At 59.0% G+C, this 17,140-nt stretch carries 13 protein-coding genes; 5 read left to right on the forward strand and 8 right to left on the reverse strand.

Annotation, left to right across the window (positions count from 1 at the left end; genetic code table 11):
• Positions 1–23 precede the first annotated feature (23 nt).
• The 3 genes from rpiA to G5171_RS12095 form a co-directional block, all read right to left on the reverse strand.
• On the reverse strand, positions 24–677 hold the full coding sequence (gene rpiA, locus G5171_RS12085) for a ribose-5-phosphate isomerase RpiA (RefSeq protein ID WP_005353106.1): 654 nt from the start codon (positions 675–677) through the stop codon (positions 24–26).
• Between the two features lie 161 nt (positions 678–838).
• Positions 839–1,435 carry a 5-formyltetrahydrofolate cyclo-ligase gene (locus G5171_RS12090; RefSeq protein WP_421260233.1) on the reverse strand — a complete coding sequence of 199 codons (597 nt, stop codon included), beginning with the start codon at positions 1,433–1,435 and terminating at the stop codon, positions 839–841.
• Positions 1,436–1,647: 212 nt separating this feature from the next.
• Entirely contained in the window at positions 1,648–2,982 is a 1,335-nt protein-coding gene (locus G5171_RS12095; protein WP_042083870.1) for a Na+/H+ antiporter NhaC family protein, read from the reverse strand.
• 333 nt (positions 2,983–3,315) lie between these two features.
• On the opposite strand from G5171_RS12095, the gene dapB reads away from it, so the two are divergent.
• On the forward strand, positions 3,316–4,128 hold the full coding sequence (gene dapB, locus G5171_RS12100) for a 4-hydroxy-tetrahydrodipicolinate reductase (RefSeq protein WP_005347132.1): 813 nt from the start codon (positions 3,316–3,318) through the stop codon (positions 4,126–4,128).
• A 357-nt stretch (positions 4,129–4,485) separates the two neighbouring features.
• On the opposite strand, the gene G5171_RS12105 is transcribed toward dapB, so the two are convergent.
• Complete coding sequence (locus tag G5171_RS12105; protein WP_421243882.1) at positions 4,486–4,728, reverse strand: hypothetical protein; 243 nt, start codon at positions 4,726–4,728, stop codon at positions 4,486–4,488.
• 67 nt (positions 4,729–4,795) lie between these two features.
• On the opposite strand from G5171_RS12105, the gene carA reads away from it, so the two are divergent.
• A complete protein-coding gene (gene carA, locus G5171_RS12110) occupies positions 4,796–5,932 on the forward strand; it encodes a glutamine-hydrolyzing carbamoyl-phosphate synthase small subunit (protein WP_216978446.1) in 1,137 nt (378 codons plus the stop codon).
• 20 nt (positions 5,933–5,952) lie between these two features.
• A complete protein-coding gene (gene carB / locus G5171_RS12115; protein WP_421250390.1) occupies positions 5,953–9,177 on the forward strand; it encodes a carbamoyl-phosphate synthase large subunit in 3,225 nt (1,074 codons plus the stop codon).
• A gap of 124 nt (positions 9,178–9,301) precedes the next feature.
• Here the strand turns inward: carB and G5171_RS12120 are convergent, their stop codons facing one another.
• The gene (locus G5171_RS12120; RefSeq protein ID WP_421260292.1) at positions 9,302–10,336 is read right to left on the reverse strand and encodes a sterol desaturase family protein; all 1,035 of its coding nucleotides are present in this window, start codon (positions 10,334–10,336) and stop codon (positions 9,302–9,304) included.
• A gap of 257 nt (positions 10,337–10,593) precedes the next feature.
• Here G5171_RS12120 and G5171_RS12125 point away from each other — a divergent pair, with 257 nt between their 5' ends.
• Positions 10,594–11,775, forward strand: a complete 1,182-nt coding sequence (locus tag G5171_RS12125) for a DUF1615 domain-containing protein (protein ID WP_421250389.1) — start codon at positions 10,594–10,596, stop codon at positions 11,773–11,775.
• Between the two features lie 63 nt (positions 11,776–11,838).
• Here the strand turns inward: G5171_RS12125 and G5171_RS12130 are convergent, their stop codons facing one another.
• Both G5171_RS12130 and G5171_RS12135 read right to left on the reverse strand, forming a co-directional pair.
• Positions 11,839–12,681 carry an NERD domain-containing protein gene (locus G5171_RS12130; protein WP_421250388.1) on the reverse strand — a complete coding sequence of 281 codons (843 nt, stop codon included), beginning with the start codon at positions 12,679–12,681 and terminating at the stop codon, positions 11,839–11,841.
• A 23-nt stretch (positions 12,682–12,704) separates the two neighbouring features.
• On the reverse strand, positions 12,705–13,412 hold the full coding sequence (locus G5171_RS12135; protein WP_421260234.1) for a phospholipase D family protein: 708 nt from the start codon (positions 13,410–13,412) through the stop codon (positions 12,705–12,707).
• Positions 13,413–13,893: 481 nt separating this feature from the next.
• Between G5171_RS12135 and katG the strand changes: the two genes are divergently transcribed.
• Positions 13,894–16,080 (forward strand): catalase/peroxidase HPI, encoded by a 2,187-nt coding sequence (katG, locus tag G5171_RS12140; RefSeq protein WP_421250387.1) that lies wholly within the window; start codon positions 13,894–13,896, stop codon positions 16,078–16,080.
• Between the two features lie 106 nt (positions 16,081–16,186).
• Here katG and G5171_RS12145 read toward each other — a convergent pair whose 3' ends face one another.
• Positions 16,187–17,104, reverse strand: coding sequence for an autotransporter domain-containing protein (locus tag G5171_RS12145; RefSeq protein ID WP_421171955.1), 918 nt, complete (start codon positions 17,102–17,104; stop codon positions 16,187–16,189).
• Positions 17,105–17,140 lie beyond the last annotated feature (36 nt).

The raw sequence follows: 17,140 nt of genomic DNA on the forward strand, positions 1-17,140 counted from the left end.
GCACTGTGTTACCGGTGTCGGGATTACTGGGTAATCACGCCGTCCGGCGTACCGATCAGGACAACATCGGCGCCGCGGGCGGCGAACAGGCCGTTGGTGACCACGCCAACGATGGCGTTCAGTCGTACTTCCAGCGCCTTGGCGTCGGTAATGGCCATGCCTTTCACATCCAGAATGTGGTTGCCGTTGTCGGTGACCACGCCTTCACGCCACACCGGGTTGCCACCCAGTTTGCGAATTTCGCGGGCCACGTATTCGCGGGCCATCGGGATCACTTCCACCGGCAGCGGGAACTGGCCCAGCACGTCGACGGTCTTGGTGTTGTCGATGATGCAGATGAACTTGTCAGCGACGGCGGCAACGATCTTCTCGCGGGTCAGGGCTGCGCCACCGCCCTTGATCATGTCGCGGGTTGCGTTGATCTCGTCGGCGCCATCCACATAGACGGAGAGGGCGTCGATCTCGTTGAGATCATATACGGTGATGCCGAAGCCCTTGAGGCGCTCGGTAGAGGCCACGGAGCTGGATACCGCCCCCTTGATCTCGTCCTTCATGGTCGCCAGCGCGTCGATAAAGTGGTTGACGGTAGAGCCGGTGCCCACCCCGACGATGGTGCCGGGAACCACATACTTGAGCGCAGCCCAACCGGCCGCCTTCTTCATTTCATCTTGAGTCATGATCGTTCCTTAAGAAAAAAGCGGGCGCATTATATCCAACCCGGTACCCCGTCGCGACCTTGTTGCTCACGTTCCGGGGCAAAAAGAGGGACTTTGTAAATCGTTTGCCTGTTTATTCTGCGTTTGCGCGCACAAAGCAGGGGCTGCCTGCCAAAAACAGCCTATTCAAAGCGCCAGCAGTGGCTTGGGGTGATGATCTGGGGCAGCGGCACATCCCACTCCTCTTGCGGGACCGCATCCACCTGCTGGCAGTCGTGGGCAATGCCGAGCGGCTTGGGCCCCAGCTTGTGCTCATGCCAGATGGCGAGAGTGCGATCGTAGTAGCCGCCCCCCATGCCAAGACGATTACCCTGAGCATCGAAGGCGACCAGCGGGGTGCAGATAAGATCGAGCGTGCTGTGGGGCACCACCTGCAGGATATCCAGCTCCGGCTCTTCGATGCCGTAGCGGTTGCGTACCATGGGGCTGGTGGCGGTATAGCGCAAAAAGAGCAAGTGACCCGGGGTAAAGGGGTGGAGCACCGGCAGGTAAACCTCTTTGTGCTGGGCCCACAGCCAATGGATGGTGGGCAAGGGGTTGATCTCCCCGTCATTGGCCAGATAGAGGGCAATGCGTTTGGCGGCGAGGATCTCGGGGTGTTGCTTGAACTGGGCCAGCAGCTGTTGGGCCGCCAATTGCTGCTCGACCGGACTCAGATTTTTGCGGCGTTGACGAACCAGTTGGCGCAGGGATTGACGTTCGGGTTGGGACTCATGCATGGGGAACCTCTGGTATAGCTGCGCATCGATGGCTTGAATGCGCTCTACCTTAGCACATTCACTCTTGACGTTAAGGGGGACAGGGGAACTCCCGCCCCGGACGGCTGATGCCCGGGACGGTGGGGTAAATGCTGGCGGATCCGATAGTGAGTCAACAAGGGCCAGGGTGTGGCCCCTGTTGACGGCATGTCGGCGCGTCAGCCTCTGGTCTGTTACTTGTCAGCCTTGCCGCGCATCTGGTGCTTCACGAACACGGCAATCAGTGCCGCTACCGCGAGTGCCATCGGGTAGAAACTCATGCTCACTACCGCCAGCGGTGACAGGGCGAAGATGGATCCCAGCAGCAGCGCCTGTGCGCCCCAGGGGATCAGACCCTGTACCACGCAGGAGAAAATATCGAGCATGGAGGCTGCGCGGCGCGGGGTGACACCGTGGTGTTCGGCCAGATCCCGGGCCACCTTGCTCGCAACGATAATGGCGACGGTATTGTTGGCAGTGCAGAGGTTGGTGAGGCTCACCACCCCGGCGATGCCGAGCTCGGCCGCTTTCTCGTTCTGTTCACCATTGTGCTCGCGAGTGAAACGGGCAATCAGGGCGCTGATGCGCTCGCTGATCCAGGCCAGACCACCCTGACGCTCCATCAGGGCGCCGAGGCCGCCGATCAGCATGGAGAGCAGGAAGATCTCCTGCATGCCGGTAAAGCCCTGATAGATATCCTTGCTGAACTGACCGATGGCGTAGCCGTTGATCATGCCCACCGCTCCGGCGGCCAGAATACCGATCCCCAGCACCACAAACACATTCACCCCGGCGAGCGCCAGCCCCAGGATCAGCAGATAAGGCATCACCTTGAACAGCTCGATGGCGCTACCGCTGGCAGGGGATTCACCCACTGAGCCCAGGGTCAGATAGAGCAGGATCACCGCGATGGCGGCAGGGGCCGCAATCTTGAAGTTCTCGCGGAACTTGTCCTTCATCTCGCACCCCTGACTGCGGGTGGCCGCGATGGTGGTGTCGGAGATGATGGAGAGGTTATCGCCAAACATGGCGCCGGAGAGAATGGTGCCTGCCATCAGTACCGGATCGATACCGGCCGCCTGCGCCACGCCCAGCGCGACCGGCGCCACGGCACCTATGGTGCCCATGGAGGTGCCCATGGCGGTAGCAATAAAGGCAGAGATGAGGAACAGCCCGGGCAACAGCGCCCAGCCGGGAATGAGGGAGAGACCTAGCGCCACGGTGGCATCAACCCCGCCGGTGGCCTTGGCCACGCTGGCAAAGGCGCCCGCCAGCAGATAGATAAGGCACATCGCCATGATATTGCTGTGGCCGACCCCCTTGAAGAAGGTCTCCAGATTGCTGTTGAAGCTCTCTTTGCCAAGCAGCAGGGCGAGCATCACCGCTGGCAAGGCAGCAACCGGAGCGGGCAGCTGATAGAAGGCGAATTCGACCCCCTGCAGGGTCAGCCAGGTACCGGTACCGATAAAGAGTGCGAGAAAAACCAGAAGTGGCAGCAAGGCCCTGGCACTGGGTTGAGTCTGGATCATGTGTTCCTCTGGAATTGAACAATGACCTCCTGTCATGAACTGCTTTGTGCCTGTATCGGATAGGGATAGGGGAAAAACAGGGCGGGCATCCTGCCGCATTGGGGTGCCCACAGTAGTGAGTCAATCCCTTAAGGTCAAGATAGACGTCCAGATGGATAGGTGTTTTTATCTTTCGATTTTGTCACTCTGACTAAATCCGTTAAATGTTCGGATTAAATTAAATATTTCGTTTATTTGTCGGTTGTCTCTGCTGGCTCACTGTGGGCTTTTCAAAGCTGGCACAGGCTGGTAAAACGGTCTCTTTCCATAATTAAAAGAGATGAGAGGGTGGAGATGGACAATCCGATCCGTGTGGCCGTGATGGGCTGTAATGGTCGTATGGGCAAGGTGCTGCTGGAGGCCATCACCAACACCGATGGCGTGGTGGTCGGGGCTGCGCTGGAGCGGCCGGGCTCGGCGGTGATCGGTCTTGATGCCGGTGAGCTCAATGGGCTGGGCCATCTGGGCGTGGCCATCAGCGACAGTCTGGACAAGGTGCGCGATGAGTTTGACCTCATCATCGACTTTACCCGCCCCGAGGTGACGCTGGCCAATCTGGCCTTTGCGCTGGCCCACCACAAGCAGATGGTGATCGGCACCACCGGTTTTGACGATGCAGGCAAGGCCGCCCTGAAAGAGGCAGGCAAGCAGATCGGTATCGTGTTCGCCTCCAACTACTCGGTCGGGGTCAACCTGGTCTTCAAGCTGTTGGAGCAGGCCGCCAAGGTGATGGGGGATTACACCGACATCGAGATCATCGAGGGCCACCATCGCCACAAGGTGGATGCGCCATCCGGTACTGCGCTCTCCATGGGGGAGGTGGTCGCCAAAACCCTGGGCCGGGATCTCAAGGAGTGCGCCGTCTATGGCCGCGAGGGGATCACTGGCGAGCGGGATCGCAACACTATCGGCTTTGCCACTATTCGTGCCGGCGATCTGGTGGGGGAGCATACCGTCATGTTTGCCGATATCGGCGAGCGGGTGGAGATCAGCCACAAGGCCTCCAGCCGCCTGACCTTCGCCAACGGTGCTGTGCGCGCGGGCAAGTGGCTTGGTCAGCAGGGTGCCGGTCTTTATGACATGCAGGACGTGCTCAATCTCAAGTGATGTCTCTGTGCTGCACTTTCGTACTACAGCTGACAGCAAAAACCCCGGCTTGCCGGGGTTTTTGCTGTCAGTCAGCCAGAGTTTGTGTAAAAAGGCTCGCTTCCTTCAATTTTTATCTGAATGCCTTATAAATCACATTATTGCTTTATCCACCATATTTTCCCTTCCTGAATGTCATCACCAGGTAACAGATTTGAGCATCTTTATGGCGGATTAAGCCATTTTTTTACACGACAAAGAAGAGACTAAAAATTCAAACAAGGAAAAACGTTTTCCATTTTTTATGTTCACTCTTGTCATCATAAAAGCGTCAAATCTGTCATTAATGTTTTTTATGTAAAAATAAACAACATTGTTTTAATTGGTTTTTTTGTTCATTTTTGTTGCTATTGCTGGCTTGGCGGCATCTTTTGTTGGTGGTTTTTCCTTTTCTTTCGCTGGAGGGGGTTGCAAAGCAGTTGAGTGCATAGATAATGGGTAATGTTGCTTTTTTATTGAATTTAGATGCATTTCATCTGAGAAAAGACGTTGAAATGCCACTTTTTTTAAGTAGAATGCGCCCAATTTGCCAGAAATCTGCCGGGTTCGAGTCCTGTCCAAGACCGGAACCGAGCCCGCAACACCCAGGTAAATTGCTGAATTTAAAGCTAAATAACTGGAGGTTGTCTTGAATCACACTGCATTGCTAGTGCTGGAAGATGGAACTGTGTTCAAAGGCGTGTCGATAGGCGCCGAGGGATGTTCCGTTGGTGAAGTGGTTTTCAATACGTCGATGACGGGCTATCAGGAAATCCTCACCGATCCCTCTTATTCACGTCAGATAGTCACCCTCACTTACCCCCATATAGGCAACACCGGCACCAACAGCGAAGATGAAGAGTCCAGTCAGATCCATGCTCAGGGATTGATCATCCGGGACCTTCCGATACTTGCCTCCAATTTCCGCAATCAGCAATCCCTCTCCGAATACCTCAAGTCTCACAACATCGTTGGCATCGCCGACATCGACACCCGTAAACTGACCCGCATCCTGCGCGAGAAAGGCGCTCAGGCTGGCTGCATTCTGGCCGGCAAGCAAGTCGATGAAGCCTATGCCCTCGAACAGGCCCGCGCCTTCCCAGGTTTGAAGGGAATGGATCTGGCCAAAGAGGTGACGGTTGGTGAGGCGTACAACTGGACCGAAGGCAGCTGGCAGCTTGGCAAGGGGCATGTCACCCCGGATGCTGACCAGCTGAAATATCACGTTGTGGCCTATGACTTTGGCGTCAAGCGCAACATCCTGCGGATGCTGGTTGACCGTGGCTGCCGCCTGACCGTGGTACCGGCCAAGACCCCGGCCGCCGAGGTACTGGCGATGAACCCGGATGGCATCTTCCTCTCCAACGGCCCCGGCGACCCCGAGCCGTGCGACTACGCCATCGACGCCATCAAGGCTTTCCTTAATACCAACACGCCGGTGTTCGGCATCTGTCTGGGTCACCAGCTGCTGGGTCTGGCCTCCGGCGCCAAGACCGTCAAGATGAAGTTCGGCCACCACGGTGCCAACCACCCGGTCAAGAGCCTCGACGACAACACCGTGATGATCACCGCTCAGAACCACGGCTTTGCAGTGGACGAAAACACCCTGCCGGATTGCCTGCGCGCCACCCACGTCTCCCTGTTCGATGGGTCACTGCAGGGCATCCATCGCACCGACCGACCGGCCTTCAGCTTCCAGGGTCACCCCGAGGCGAGCCCAGGCCCGCACGATTGTGCCGGTCTCTTTGACCACTTTATTGAATTGATTAAGCAGTATCGCGCCTAAGGAAAAGAGGAAAGAGTTTCATGCCAAAACGTAACGACCTTCAGAGCATCCTGATCCTCGGCGCCGGCCCCATCGTCATCGGCCAGGCCTGCGAATTTGACTACTCCGGCGCCCAGGCGTGCAAAGCCCTGCGCGAGGAGGGTTACCGCGTCATTCTGGTCAACTCCAACCCGGCCACCATCATGACCGACCCGGAGATGGCGGACGCCACCTACATCGAGCCCATCACCTGGGAAGTGGTGCGCGAAATCATCAAGAAAGAGCGCCCGGACGCCATCCTGCCCACCATGGGCGGCCAGACTGCGCTTAACTGCGCACTGGCGCTGGAGAAGCATGGCGTGCTGGCCGAGTTCGGTGTCGAGATGATCGGTGCCACCGCCGACGCCATCGACAAGGCCGAAGACCGCTCCCGTTTTGACAAGGCGATGCGCAGCATTGGCCTCGAGTGCCCGCGTGCCGGCATCGCCCACAACATGGAAGAGGCGTGGGGCGTGCAGCAGATGGTCGGCTTCCCTTGCATCATCCGTCCCTCCTTCACCATGGGCGGCTCAGGTGGCGGCATCGCCTACAACACCGAAGAGTTCGTCGAGATCTGCGAGCGCGGTCTGGACTTGTCGCCGACCAAAGAGCTGCTCATCGACGAGTCGCTGATTGGCTGGAAAGAGTACGAGATGGAGGTGGTGCGGGATCGCAACGACAACTGCATCATCGTCTGCGCCATCGAAAACTTCGACCCCATGGGTATCCACACCGGTGACTCCATCACGGTCGCGCCAGCCCAGACGCTGACCGACAAGGAGTACCAGCTGATGCGCAACGCCTCCATGGCGGTGCTGCGCGAAATCGGCGTCGAGACCGGCGGCTCCAACGTCCAGTTCGGTATCAACCCGAAAGATGGCCGCATGGTCATCATCGAGATGAACCCGCGGGTGTCGCGCTCCTCGGCGCTGGCCTCCAAGGCGACCGGTTTCCCCATCGCCAAGATCGCCGCCAAACTCGCCATCGGTTACACCCTGGACGAGTTGATGAACGACATCACCGGCGGCCGTACTCCGGCCTCCTTCGAGCCGGCCATCGACTACGTGGTTACCAAAGTGCCGCGCTTCAACTTCGAGAAGTTCGCCGGTGCCAACGACCGTCTGACCACCCAGATGAAGTCGGTCGGCGAAGTGATGGCCATCGGCCGCAACTTCCAGGAGTCCCTGCACAAGGCCCTGCGCAGCCTCGAGACCGGCAAAACCGGCTTCGACCCCATGGTTGACCTCAATGCCCCGGACTCCCTGACCCGCATCCGTCACGAGCTGCAGGATGCCGGTAGCGACCGTATCTTCTACATCGCCGATGCGTTCCGCGCCGGCCTCTCCATGGATGGCATCTTCAAGCTGACCAAGATTGACCCCTGGTTCCTGGTACAGATTGAAGACCTGGTGAAGCTGGAAGAAGAGGTGAAAGAGCGCGGCATGGCCGGTCTCGATGCTGACTTCCTGCGAGCCTTGAAGCGCAAAGGCTTTGCCGATGCCCGTCTGGCCAAGATCCTCGGTGTGGCCGAAGGGGAAGTGCGCAAACTGCGTGCCCGCCACAACATCTTCCCGGTCTACAAGCGGGTCGATACCTGCGCCGCCGAGTTCGCTACCAACACCGCCTACATGTACTCCAGCTATGACGAGGAGTGCGAAGCGGCCCCGAGCAACCGCGACAAGATCATGATCATCGGCGGCGGCCCGAACCGTATCGGTCAGGGTATCGAGTTTGACTACTGCTGCGTGCACGCGGCGCTGGCCCTGCGCGAAGACGGTTACGAGACCATCATGGTCAACTGCAACCCGGAGACCGTCTCCACCGATTACGACACTTCCGACCGTCTCTACTTCGAACCGGTCACCCTGGAAGATGTGCTGGAAATCGTGCGCATCGAAAAACCCAAGGGCGTTATCGTCCAGTACGGCGGCCAGACCCCGCTGAAACTGGCCCGTGCACTGGAAGCCAACGGTGTGCCGATTATCGGTACCAGCCCGGATGCCATCGACCGCGCCGAAGACCGCGAGCGCTTCCAGTCTGCCGTCGAGCGCCTTGGCCTCAAGCAGCCGGAAAACGGCACCGTCACCGCGCTGGAGCAGGCCGTGTTGCTGGCCGAGCGGATCACCTATCCGCTGGTGGTGCGCCCCTCCTACGTGCTGGGTGGCCGCGCCATGGAAATCGTCTATGACGAGCAGGATCTGCGTCGCTACTTCGCCGAGGCGGTGAGCGTCTCCAACGAATCGCCGGTACTGCTGGACCGCTTCCTGGACGATGCGACCGAGCTGGACGTGGATGCCATCTGCGACGGCACCGACGTGGTCATCGGCGGCATCATGGAGCACATCGAGCAGGCCGGTATCCACTCCGGTGACTCCGGTTGCTCCCTGCCTCCTTACACCTTGTCCAAGAAGATTCAGGACGAGATCCGCGAGCAGGTGCGCAAGCTGGCGCTGGAGCTCGGCGTTATCGGCCTGATGAACGTGCAGTTCGCGGTCAAGGGCGATGACATCTACCTCATCGAGGTGAACCCGCGTGCCGCCCGTACCGTGCCGTTCGTCTCCAAGGCGACCGGTGCCCCGCTGGCCAAGATTGCCGCTCGTGTGATGGCCGGCCAGTCGCTGCAAGAACAGGGCTTTACCAAAGAGATCATCCCGCCCTACTACTCGGTGAAAGAGGTGGTGCTGCCGTTCGCCAAGTTCCCGGGGGTTGACCCGTTGCTGGGGCCAGAAATGCGCTCTACCGGTGAGGTGATGGGGGTAGGCAGCAGCTTCGCCGAGGCCTATGCCAAGGCGCAGCTGGGGGCCAACCACGCTGTACCGAAAGAGGGGCGTGCCCTCTTGTCGGTGCGTCACAGCGACAAGGCGCAGGTGGTCGATTTGGCTGCCAAGCTGCTGGAGCTGGGCTACGAGCTGGATGCCACTCACGGTACCGCAGTCGCACTGGGTGAGGCGAGCATCAACCCGCGCCTGGTCAACAAGGTGCATGAAGGTCGCCCGCACATTCTCGACCGTATCAAGAATGGCGAGTACACCTACATCGTCAACACCGCCGAAGGGCGGGTGGCGATCCAGGACTCCAAGCAACTGCGTCGCGCCGCCTTGCAGAACAAGGTGGCGTATACCACCACCATGAACGAGGCATTCGCGACCTGCATGGCCATCAGCGTTGATGCCACTGCCAGCGTCAACTCGGTGCAGGAGCTGCACGAGCGGGTGAACAACCGCTAACGCTCTGCAAGCGAGCCATGCTCGCATCGCATAGATGACAAGCCCCCGCCAGCAATGGCGGGGGCTTTTTTATGACGACGGGTTGGGGGCTGCGAGGAGCGGACTTATGGGGCGCAGAGCGTAACTACCTTAAATCAGGCTGTGGCTTGCGGCTGCGTGGACGGGGCAGGGCATGCCACAGCTTGCGGGCCGTGACCAGAAAGGGGCGCAGGATCAGCGCGCTCAGGCGGCTGTAGCGCACATTGTCTTTCGGGCCGACCCCGAAGGTGAGTGGCTCTGGCTGGTGGTTGGTGACGTAAAGAGTGCCGAACCACCAGTCCCACAGTGACAGATTGATACCGAAGTTGTGGTTGAAGTGGCGGGGATCCCGGCTGTGGTGGATCTGGTGTTGGGCCGGGCTGTTGAAGATATGCTCCAGCCGAGGGCCAAACGACAGCCAGATATGGCTATGGCGCAAATTGGCGGCCAGCGAGTTGAAGATCAGCACCAGATAGCCCACCCCAAACAGGGTGTAGGGGCGCACGGAGCCGCCGCACAGCCAGTAGAAAGCACCGGAGTAGAGGGCGAGCGCGCTCCCCTTGAGCAGGATTTCAGAGAGCTTTTCCACCAGATGAATGCGGCTGGCAGTCGGTGGCACCAGCACGGTGGCGCTGTGGTGCACCTTGTGAAACTCCCACAGCCAGCGGCTGTGAAAGAGACGGTGCAGCCAGTAGTGGACGAAATCGCTGACCAGAAATACCCCGAGACCATAAAGCATCATCAGCCAGCTCGCCTCGGCCAGACGGGGACGCGCCCCCCACAGACGGTTAAGCGCGGAGGTAATATCCGTTGCCTGCAAAAGCCAGGGGTTAAGCAGGGTCAGGAGCGGCACGATCAGGGCCACATGGAGCAGGGCGCGCACCAGATAGTACTGATAATCGAGCAGGGCAGAGGGATGCAGCCAGAGGGCCCGGCCGCCGAGAAAACCGGCGAAACTGCCCGCTGCCGGGCCTTGCTGGCGCCGGCGCACACGGTAGAGGAGGTAGGCAATGAGGCCGGATATCAGCAGAAAGGGGAGCCCAAGCCGCCCGTTGAAGTCAAACAGTCCGGTCAGGCAGTGCCAGATCGGAGTGAGCAGCCACTGCTGCACGTAAGCAAAGAGATGGGTGAGCGTATCCATAGGGTCCATACCGTGAGCATCCTGGCGGCGGCATTCTAAATGTAAACAACTCTCGATAAAAGCCCATGCCTGTTGTCGGGTCATTCCTGTTATCTGGTCATATATGGGGGCGCTCCTGTTGCGGCAACCCCTGTCTGGTCAGGGAGAGGGGCGAGGCGATGGGACTTTAGCCTTGTGGATCAATTCTCTACAATGAGCCATCATGTGTGCGCCCGCCGCCGGGCGGGTTTGCCTCCAGCCTCAGTACCGGATATTCGATGACGCTCTCTCTCTTCTCTGTTTCCCCTGCCATGCGCACGCTGGCGCTGCTGATCCCCTTGCTGCTGGCCGGTTGTGCCAGCGATCCCGCTTCTGTCCCGGCGCCTGGCGACACAACGGGCGCGACAGTGCCCGCCAAAAAGGCGACCCCGCCAGCCATGCAGCCGCGCAAGCCGACGGACATGAAGAGCCGCATCGTGAGGTTTCTGCCCCGCCATGTAGTTGACAAGCAGGGGTGGGCCAACGATGTGGTGACGGCACTCACTACCCAGGGGGTGACAGTCAATGACCACAACGTCTGTACCGTGCTGGCGGTAGCGGAACAGGAGGCGACCTATCAGGCCGACCCCGTGGTGCCGGGCCTTGGCAAGATCGCCTGGAAGGAGATCAACTCGCGGGCGGCCAAGCTGCTGATCCCCGAGTTTATGGTGCGGGCCGCGCTCTCCATCAACTCGCCCACTGGCAAGAGCTACGCCGAGCGGATCGACAAGTTGCGTACCGAGCGGGAGATGAGTGAAATCTTCGAAGACATGATCAGCATGCTGCCGATGGGCAAGACGCTGTTTGGCAACCTCAACCCGGTGCATACTGGTGGCCCGATGCAGGTGAGCATCGCCTTTGCCGAGGCCAACGCCCGTGGCTACCCCTATCCAATCAAGGATTCCATCCGCCACGAAGTCTTTACCCGTCGCGGCGGCATCTGGTTTGGCACCAAACATATCTTCGGTTATCCCGTCGACTACCCGGATACCCTCTACCGCTTTGCCGATTTCAACGCCGGCTGGTACGCCAGTCGCAATGCCGCCTTTCAGGCCGCCGTCAGCCGCTTGAGCGGTACCACGTTGGCTCTAGATGGCGATCTGATCCGTTATGACTCCGACCTGCCGGGCAAGACGGAACTCGCGGTCTATACCATCGCCAGCCGGATCAACATGAGTCAGCAGGCGATCCATCAGAGCCTCAAACTTGGCGATACCGCCGAATTTGGCCAGAGCGACCTCTATCATCGCGTGTTTACGCTGGCAGACCAGAAAGCGGGCAAGCGGTTGCCCCGCGCCATCCTGCCGGGCATTCAGCTGAAAAGCCCCAAGATCACCCGCAACCTCACCACAGCCTGGTTTGCCAAGCGGGTGGATGACAGGGAGCAGCGCTGCGTGCGGCAGATGGCGACCATTCGCTAAGAAACACAACAAGGGCGGCCAATTGGCCGCCCTTGTTGTTTCCGATGTTTAGCGATCATCAGCTTACCGCGTGATGATCTGCCGGCATTTCGGGTAAGCGCTGCATCCCCAGAACTGTTCCCCCTTGTTGCTGCCACGGTGTGCTGTGCGCAGCACCATGGCACAACCACATTTTGTGCAGCACTGCTGGGCGTGACTCGTGTCATGAAGGATGGGGAGATCCTCTTTTAGCATGCTGACGTGATTGCTTGGAGAAGAGGGAATAGCAGGTTGGTTGTGACGCGCCTTTAGCTGCGCCACATGCTGCTTATGGGTCTGCCAATTGGCGGCCAGTCGTTCCCGCTGGATGGTTTCGATCACCCGGGTGACCTCGGCAGGGGTCAACACTGGCGTGCTCTTGCCCTTGATATAGCGAATAAGTCCGCGATTCATCACGTTATCCGGCATCGGGGTTTTAAAGGTGCAGTCGCCAATAAAGTAGATGATCGAGTGGAGCTGATGATCCGCTAGCCCCAGCAGGGATTTGAGCGTCATCAGGTGTAGATAGTTTTGGCGCAATGGATTTTGAAAGCTGTGCCTGCGGCGAAAGAGCTGCTGTGTCCAGCTCTTGTGGGCCGGATTGCCAAATATCCACCCCTTGATGTTTTTGGTCTCGATGACAAACAGTCCGAAGCGCGAAACGAGCACATGGTCGATCTGGGTGCTCCCCTCAAGGGTCGGCAGGGTCACGTTCTTGAGCAGATGGTACTCCCGCTGGTCGAGAAACAGCCGGATACCGAGATTGATAAATGCCTCCCCGATCATCCCCTTGAACCAGGGCGTTTTGATCAGGGCGGCAATCAGCAGAAGGGGCAGCAGATACCAGAGCTGGCCCAGCAGAACCGCAATCACAGGTGTGAAGTCCATTTCACATTTATCCAGTCAATGGATTAGAAGGGGTTCATCATCTCTGGCCAGAGGAAATAGGGGCCAAATTTGGGGCTCATTCTAAATTCACCGCCTTCATCTTTACCCTTGGCTGTCAGGTAATGCTTGCTGTCGCGCAGTTCAAGCAAGCCGTGAGTCACCATTTTTTCCAACAACTCATTGGTTTTGATCCCCCACTTTTGCGCCAGTTTGGATGAGGTTAGTTTTTCAGTGACAGATTCACCTTCGCTGGCGGAAGGTTGTTGGGGGTCAGCTTCATTAACCACCCGCTCCAGGGATATGCGGATTTCGTCGCTAACCCGGATAATCCGTTGGGCCTCGTCGTAGGCATCACGGTAAAGATCGTGATCCTCCGAGCGCTGGATCAATACCCCCATTTCGTTGTTATTGACCTGACTGAATTCGTAGAGATTCAAGCTGGTGATAATGCACATCTCCTCATTGAGATAGCACTTGGCGTGGAGGTTTTTACAAAAGCTGGTGCGGATATAGGTGAGCTCCTTGAGCCAGCTGATCTCTTCCGGTTGTAGCTCACTCTTGCCATAGACAATTCGTACATCGATCTTGAGCCGATTCTTGTCGGTCAGCAGCTCTTTGATCCTGTCGTTGAGTTTGAGGAAAGGGCTTATCAGGATCAGCCGCTCTTTGGCATCCTTGATAAGTTCTTCAAGAAAGTAGTTGGTTGCACTGGTATTCAAAAACTTGGCCATGGCAAAAATCTCTATCCCTGTTGCATCGTGATGACGTAAAGGTCGGGTGGCTTGTTGAATGTCTGTGAAGGCATGCTGGGTGAGAGCCTTTCCCGCCGAACGTTCGTTGATTAAGTGGCGTCCACTGCTTATTGAATGTGGGGGTGACCACGGGGTAAGAGAGTTCCGAATTACTCCGTTTTTGTCAATTTCGTCGTGTCATATCTGTGACCATTTCCCCAAGCCTGTCAGATGGTTTGCCTGTCTTTCGTGCTTCATGTAAAGGGCGACATGATGGTTAAGAAACACATCAGGTTGGTTTTTGCTCTCGAGCTATGCTCTATAGCTCCCTTTTTCTCCAGACACGAGATAGTTCAATCGTAAAACCAGATTGAATTGAACTTTTTTATTCGGTTTTTTAAGTGGGTGGTGGGGGGTAGGCTAGTCTCAACTGCGAAGCGAAGGGTTTCGCCGTCATTATGAGCACAATGAGGATCTGAAGATGGACAAACACGCTAGCGGGGCCGGTCAGTGCCCCTTTGCCCACGGTGCCAATACCTCTGCCAGCCAGGAGCATCAAGTCTGGTGGCCCAATGCCCTCAACCTCGACATCCTGCATCAGCATGACCGCAAGACCAATCCGATGGATGAGACTTTCGATTATGCCGACGCCTTCAACAGCCTCGATTACGATGCCCTCAAGGCCGATCTGCATGCCCTGATGACCGATAGCCAGCCCTGGTGGCCGGCCGACTGGGGCCACTACGGCGGCCTGATGATCCGCATGGCCTGGCACTCCGCCGGCAGCTATCGCGCAACCGACGGCCGCGGCGGCGCCAACACCGGCAACCAGCGCTTCGCTCCCCTCAACAGCTGGCCAGACAACGGCAACCTCGACAAGGCCCGCCGTCTGCTGTGGCCGATCAAACAGAAGTACGGCAACAAGATCTCCTGGGCTGACCTGATGATCCTGGCGGGCAACGTTGCCTATGAATCCATGGGGCTCAAGACCTTCGGCTTTGCCGGTGGCCGCGAGGACATCTGGCATCCGGAAAAAGATGTCTACTGGGGCTCCGAGAAGGAGTGGCTGGCGCCGAGCGGTAGCGAAGGGAGCCGTTACAGTGGCGAACGGGATCTGGAGAACCCGCTGGCAGCGGTGATGATGGGGCTGATTTACGTCAACCCGGAAGGGGTGGATGGCAACCCGGATCCCCTGAAAACCGCCCACGACATGCGCGTCACCTTTGCCCGCATGGGGATGAATGACGAAGAGACAGTGGCGCTCACCGCCGGTGGTCACACCGTTGGCAAGGCTCACGGCAATGGCAGCGCAGCCAAACTGGGGCCAGCCCCCGAAGGGGCTGATGTGCACGAGCAGGGGCTGGGCTGGATCAACCACGAGAGCCGCGGCATCGGCCGTGACACTGTGACCAGCGGTCTTGAAGGGGCCTGGACCAGCAACCCGACCCGCTGGGACAACGGCTACTTCAAGATGCTGCTGGGCCACGACTGGTGGCTCAAGAAGAGCCCGGCCGGTGCCTGGCAGTGGGAGCCCGTCGCCATCAAGGAGGAAGATCGCCCGGTGGACGTGGAAGACCCCTCTATCCGCTGCAACCCCATCATGACCGATGCGGACATGGCGCTGCGCTTTGACCCCGTATACCGGGAGATCTCCGAGCGCTTCGCCGCGGATCAAGCGCTCTTCTCCGACGCCTTTGCCCGCGCCTGGTTCAAGCTGACCCACCGCGACATGGGGCCGCGCAGCCGCTATCTGGGGCCAGAAGTGCCGGGCGAAGTCATGGTGTGGCAGGATCCGGTTCCGGCGGTGGATTACCAGCTCTCCGATAAGGAGGTGAGCGAGCTCAAGGCCAAACTGCTGGGCTGCGGCGTGGCGCCGTCAGATCTGATTGCAACCGCGTGGGACAGTGCTCGTACCTTCCGCGGCTCCGATTATCGCGGCGGTGCCAACGGTGCCCGCATTCGCCTCGCGCCAATGAAAGCGTGGGAAGGCAACGAACCGGCTCGCCTCGAGAAGGTGCTCAACGCCCTGATCGCCCTGCAGGCCACCCTGAGCAAGCCGGTCAGCATCGCCGACCTGATTGTGCTGGGCGGTAGCGCAGCGGTGGAGCAGGCGGCCAAGCTGGCCGGCGTTGATATCGTCGTCCCCTTTGCGCCGGGTCGCGGCGATGCCAGCGCCGAGCAGACCGATGCCGAGTCGTTCGCCTTCCTCGAGCCGGTTCACGATGGTTTCCGCAACTGGCAGAAGGGGCACTACAAGGTGCAGCCGGAGGAGATGCTGCTCGACCGTGCCCAGCTGCTGGGGCTCACCGCCCGCGAGATGACGGTGCTGGTCGGCGGGTTGCGGGTGCTTGGCACCAACCACGGCGGCTCGGCCCACGGCGTCTTTACCGACCGGGTCGGGGTGCTCAGCAACGACTTCTTCGTCAACCTGACCGACATGGCTTATAGCTGGCAGCCGACTGGCCGCAACAGCTACCAGATCGTGGATCGCCAGAGCGGTGCGGTGAAGTGGACCGCTACCCGGGTTGATCTGGTGTTTGGCTCCAACTCGGTGCTGCGCGCCTACGCCGAGGTCTATGCCCAGCAAGATGGCAAGGAGAAGTTCGTCCGAGACTTCGTCAAGGCCTGGGTCAAGGTGATGAACAACGACCGTTTCGATCTGAAATAAGTCGCTTCAACCTGCATGAGAACGCCAGCCGCAAGGCTGGCGTTTTTTATGGTGGCGGTGATAGCTGCATGGTGCAACTCGGTGGATGCTCCTCTGGCAGCCCGGGTTAGAAGCTCATGGCCAGCCCGATGGAATAACCGCAGGTGTTGTGGCTGAACATGTAGCGGGCAACCAGCCGGGTACGGGTGACAATGATGTCGTACTTGCTGCTGTCCAGCTCCAGACCGGCGCCGATGGAGTTGAGGGAGTCAAAGCCAAGCAACCCCCGTTGCTCCCCCAGATATGCGGTATGGGCCCCCTCCAGTACATAGCGCACCGGCCTGTCGAGCAGGGTCCAGTGGAACAGCGGGGCGCGGCGGCGCAGATAGAGGCCGAGGTTCTCCGCCTCGGCGTGACCACGGACGCTGGTCGAGGTGCCGCCAAAGCTCTGCAGGTGCTGATAGGAGTAGCGCAGTTCGGCATCTATGTCCTGGGCCGGTGAAAAGAGTTCGTAATCGAGCATCAGCGAGCCACCCAGCCCGTACATATTGAGCTGACCCCCATCGAGAAAGTCCAGCGAGTAGCCCTTGGTACGATCAAGCAGCCAGTTGCCGATCCGCAGGTCGCTGGCCATGGTACCGAGCGAGACGTTGGCTATGGGGCGCAGCACCCAGTGGCCGCCACGCGGATCTTTGTGAAGGGTGACATCCCAGCCGATCCCGCCCGAAGCGGTCAGGCTATTCCACTTGGTCGGTATGGTGCGACTCTCGGTACCATTGCTTATCACAAACTGGGGGTCGTAGCGGCTGTAGCCCAGCGCCCCCTCCAGATAGATGGGCACGGCTTCGCTCAGGGTTGCGCCGCCTCCCAGTTGTCCCATGTTGAGCGCCGAAGATTGGCCAGTACTGCTGCCGATATCCAGGTTGCTGGCCGTGATGTCCGGTACCACGCTGAAAGTCATCAGCGAGATCACCGCATTGGCCCGTTTTTGCGCCCAGTCCTCCTCCTGATCATCAAGGTTGTTACTGGCCGCGAGTGACGCCATGGGCAGGATCGCCGCGAAGAGGGCGCAACCCAGACG

Source organism: Aeromonas sp. 600774 (assembly GCF_049175075.1).
Taxonomy (GTDB): Bacteria; Pseudomonadota; Gammaproteobacteria; order Enterobacterales; family Aeromonadaceae; genus Aeromonas; species Aeromonas veronii_A.

Coding starts and splice junctions, on each gene's coding strand:
- rpiA (WP_005353106.1), bottom strand. CDS start 677: ATGACTCAAGATGAAATGAAGAAGGCGGCCGGTTGGGCTGCGCTCAAG.
- G5171_RS12090 (WP_421260233.1), bottom strand. CDS start 1,435: ATGCATGAGTCCCAACCCGAACGTCAATCCCTGCGCCAACTGGTTCGT.
- G5171_RS12095 (WP_042083870.1), bottom strand. CDS start 2,982: ATGATCCAGACTCAACCCAGTGCCAGGGCCTTGCTGCCACTTCTGGTT.
- dapB (WP_005347132.1), top strand. CDS start 3,316: ATGGACAATCCGATCCGTGTGGCCGTGATGGGCTGTAATGGTCGTATG.
- carB (WP_421250390.1), top strand. CDS start 5,953: ATGCCAAAACGTAACGACCTTCAGAGCATCCTGATCCTCGGCGCCGGC.
- G5171_RS12120 (WP_421260292.1), bottom strand. CDS start 10,336: ATGGATACGCTCACCCATCTCTTTGCTTACGTGCAGCAGTGGCTGCTC.
- G5171_RS12125 (WP_421250389.1), top strand. CDS start 10,594: ATGACGCTCTCTCTCTTCTCTGTTTCCCCTGCCATGCGCACGCTGGCG.
- G5171_RS12130 (WP_421250388.1), bottom strand. CDS start 12,681: ATGGACTTCACACCTGTGATTGCGGTTCTGCTGGGCCAGCTCTGGTAT.
- G5171_RS12135 (WP_421260234.1), bottom strand. CDS start 13,412: ATGGCCAAGTTTTTGAATACCAGTGCAACCAACTACTTTCTTGAAGAA.
- katG (WP_421250387.1), top strand. CDS start 13,894: ATGGACAAACACGCTAGCGGGGCCGGTCAGTGCCCCTTTGCCCACGGT.
- G5171_RS12145 (WP_421171955.1), bottom strand. CDS start 17,104: ATGGCGTCACTCGCGGCCAGTAACAACCTTGATGATCAGGAGGAGGAC.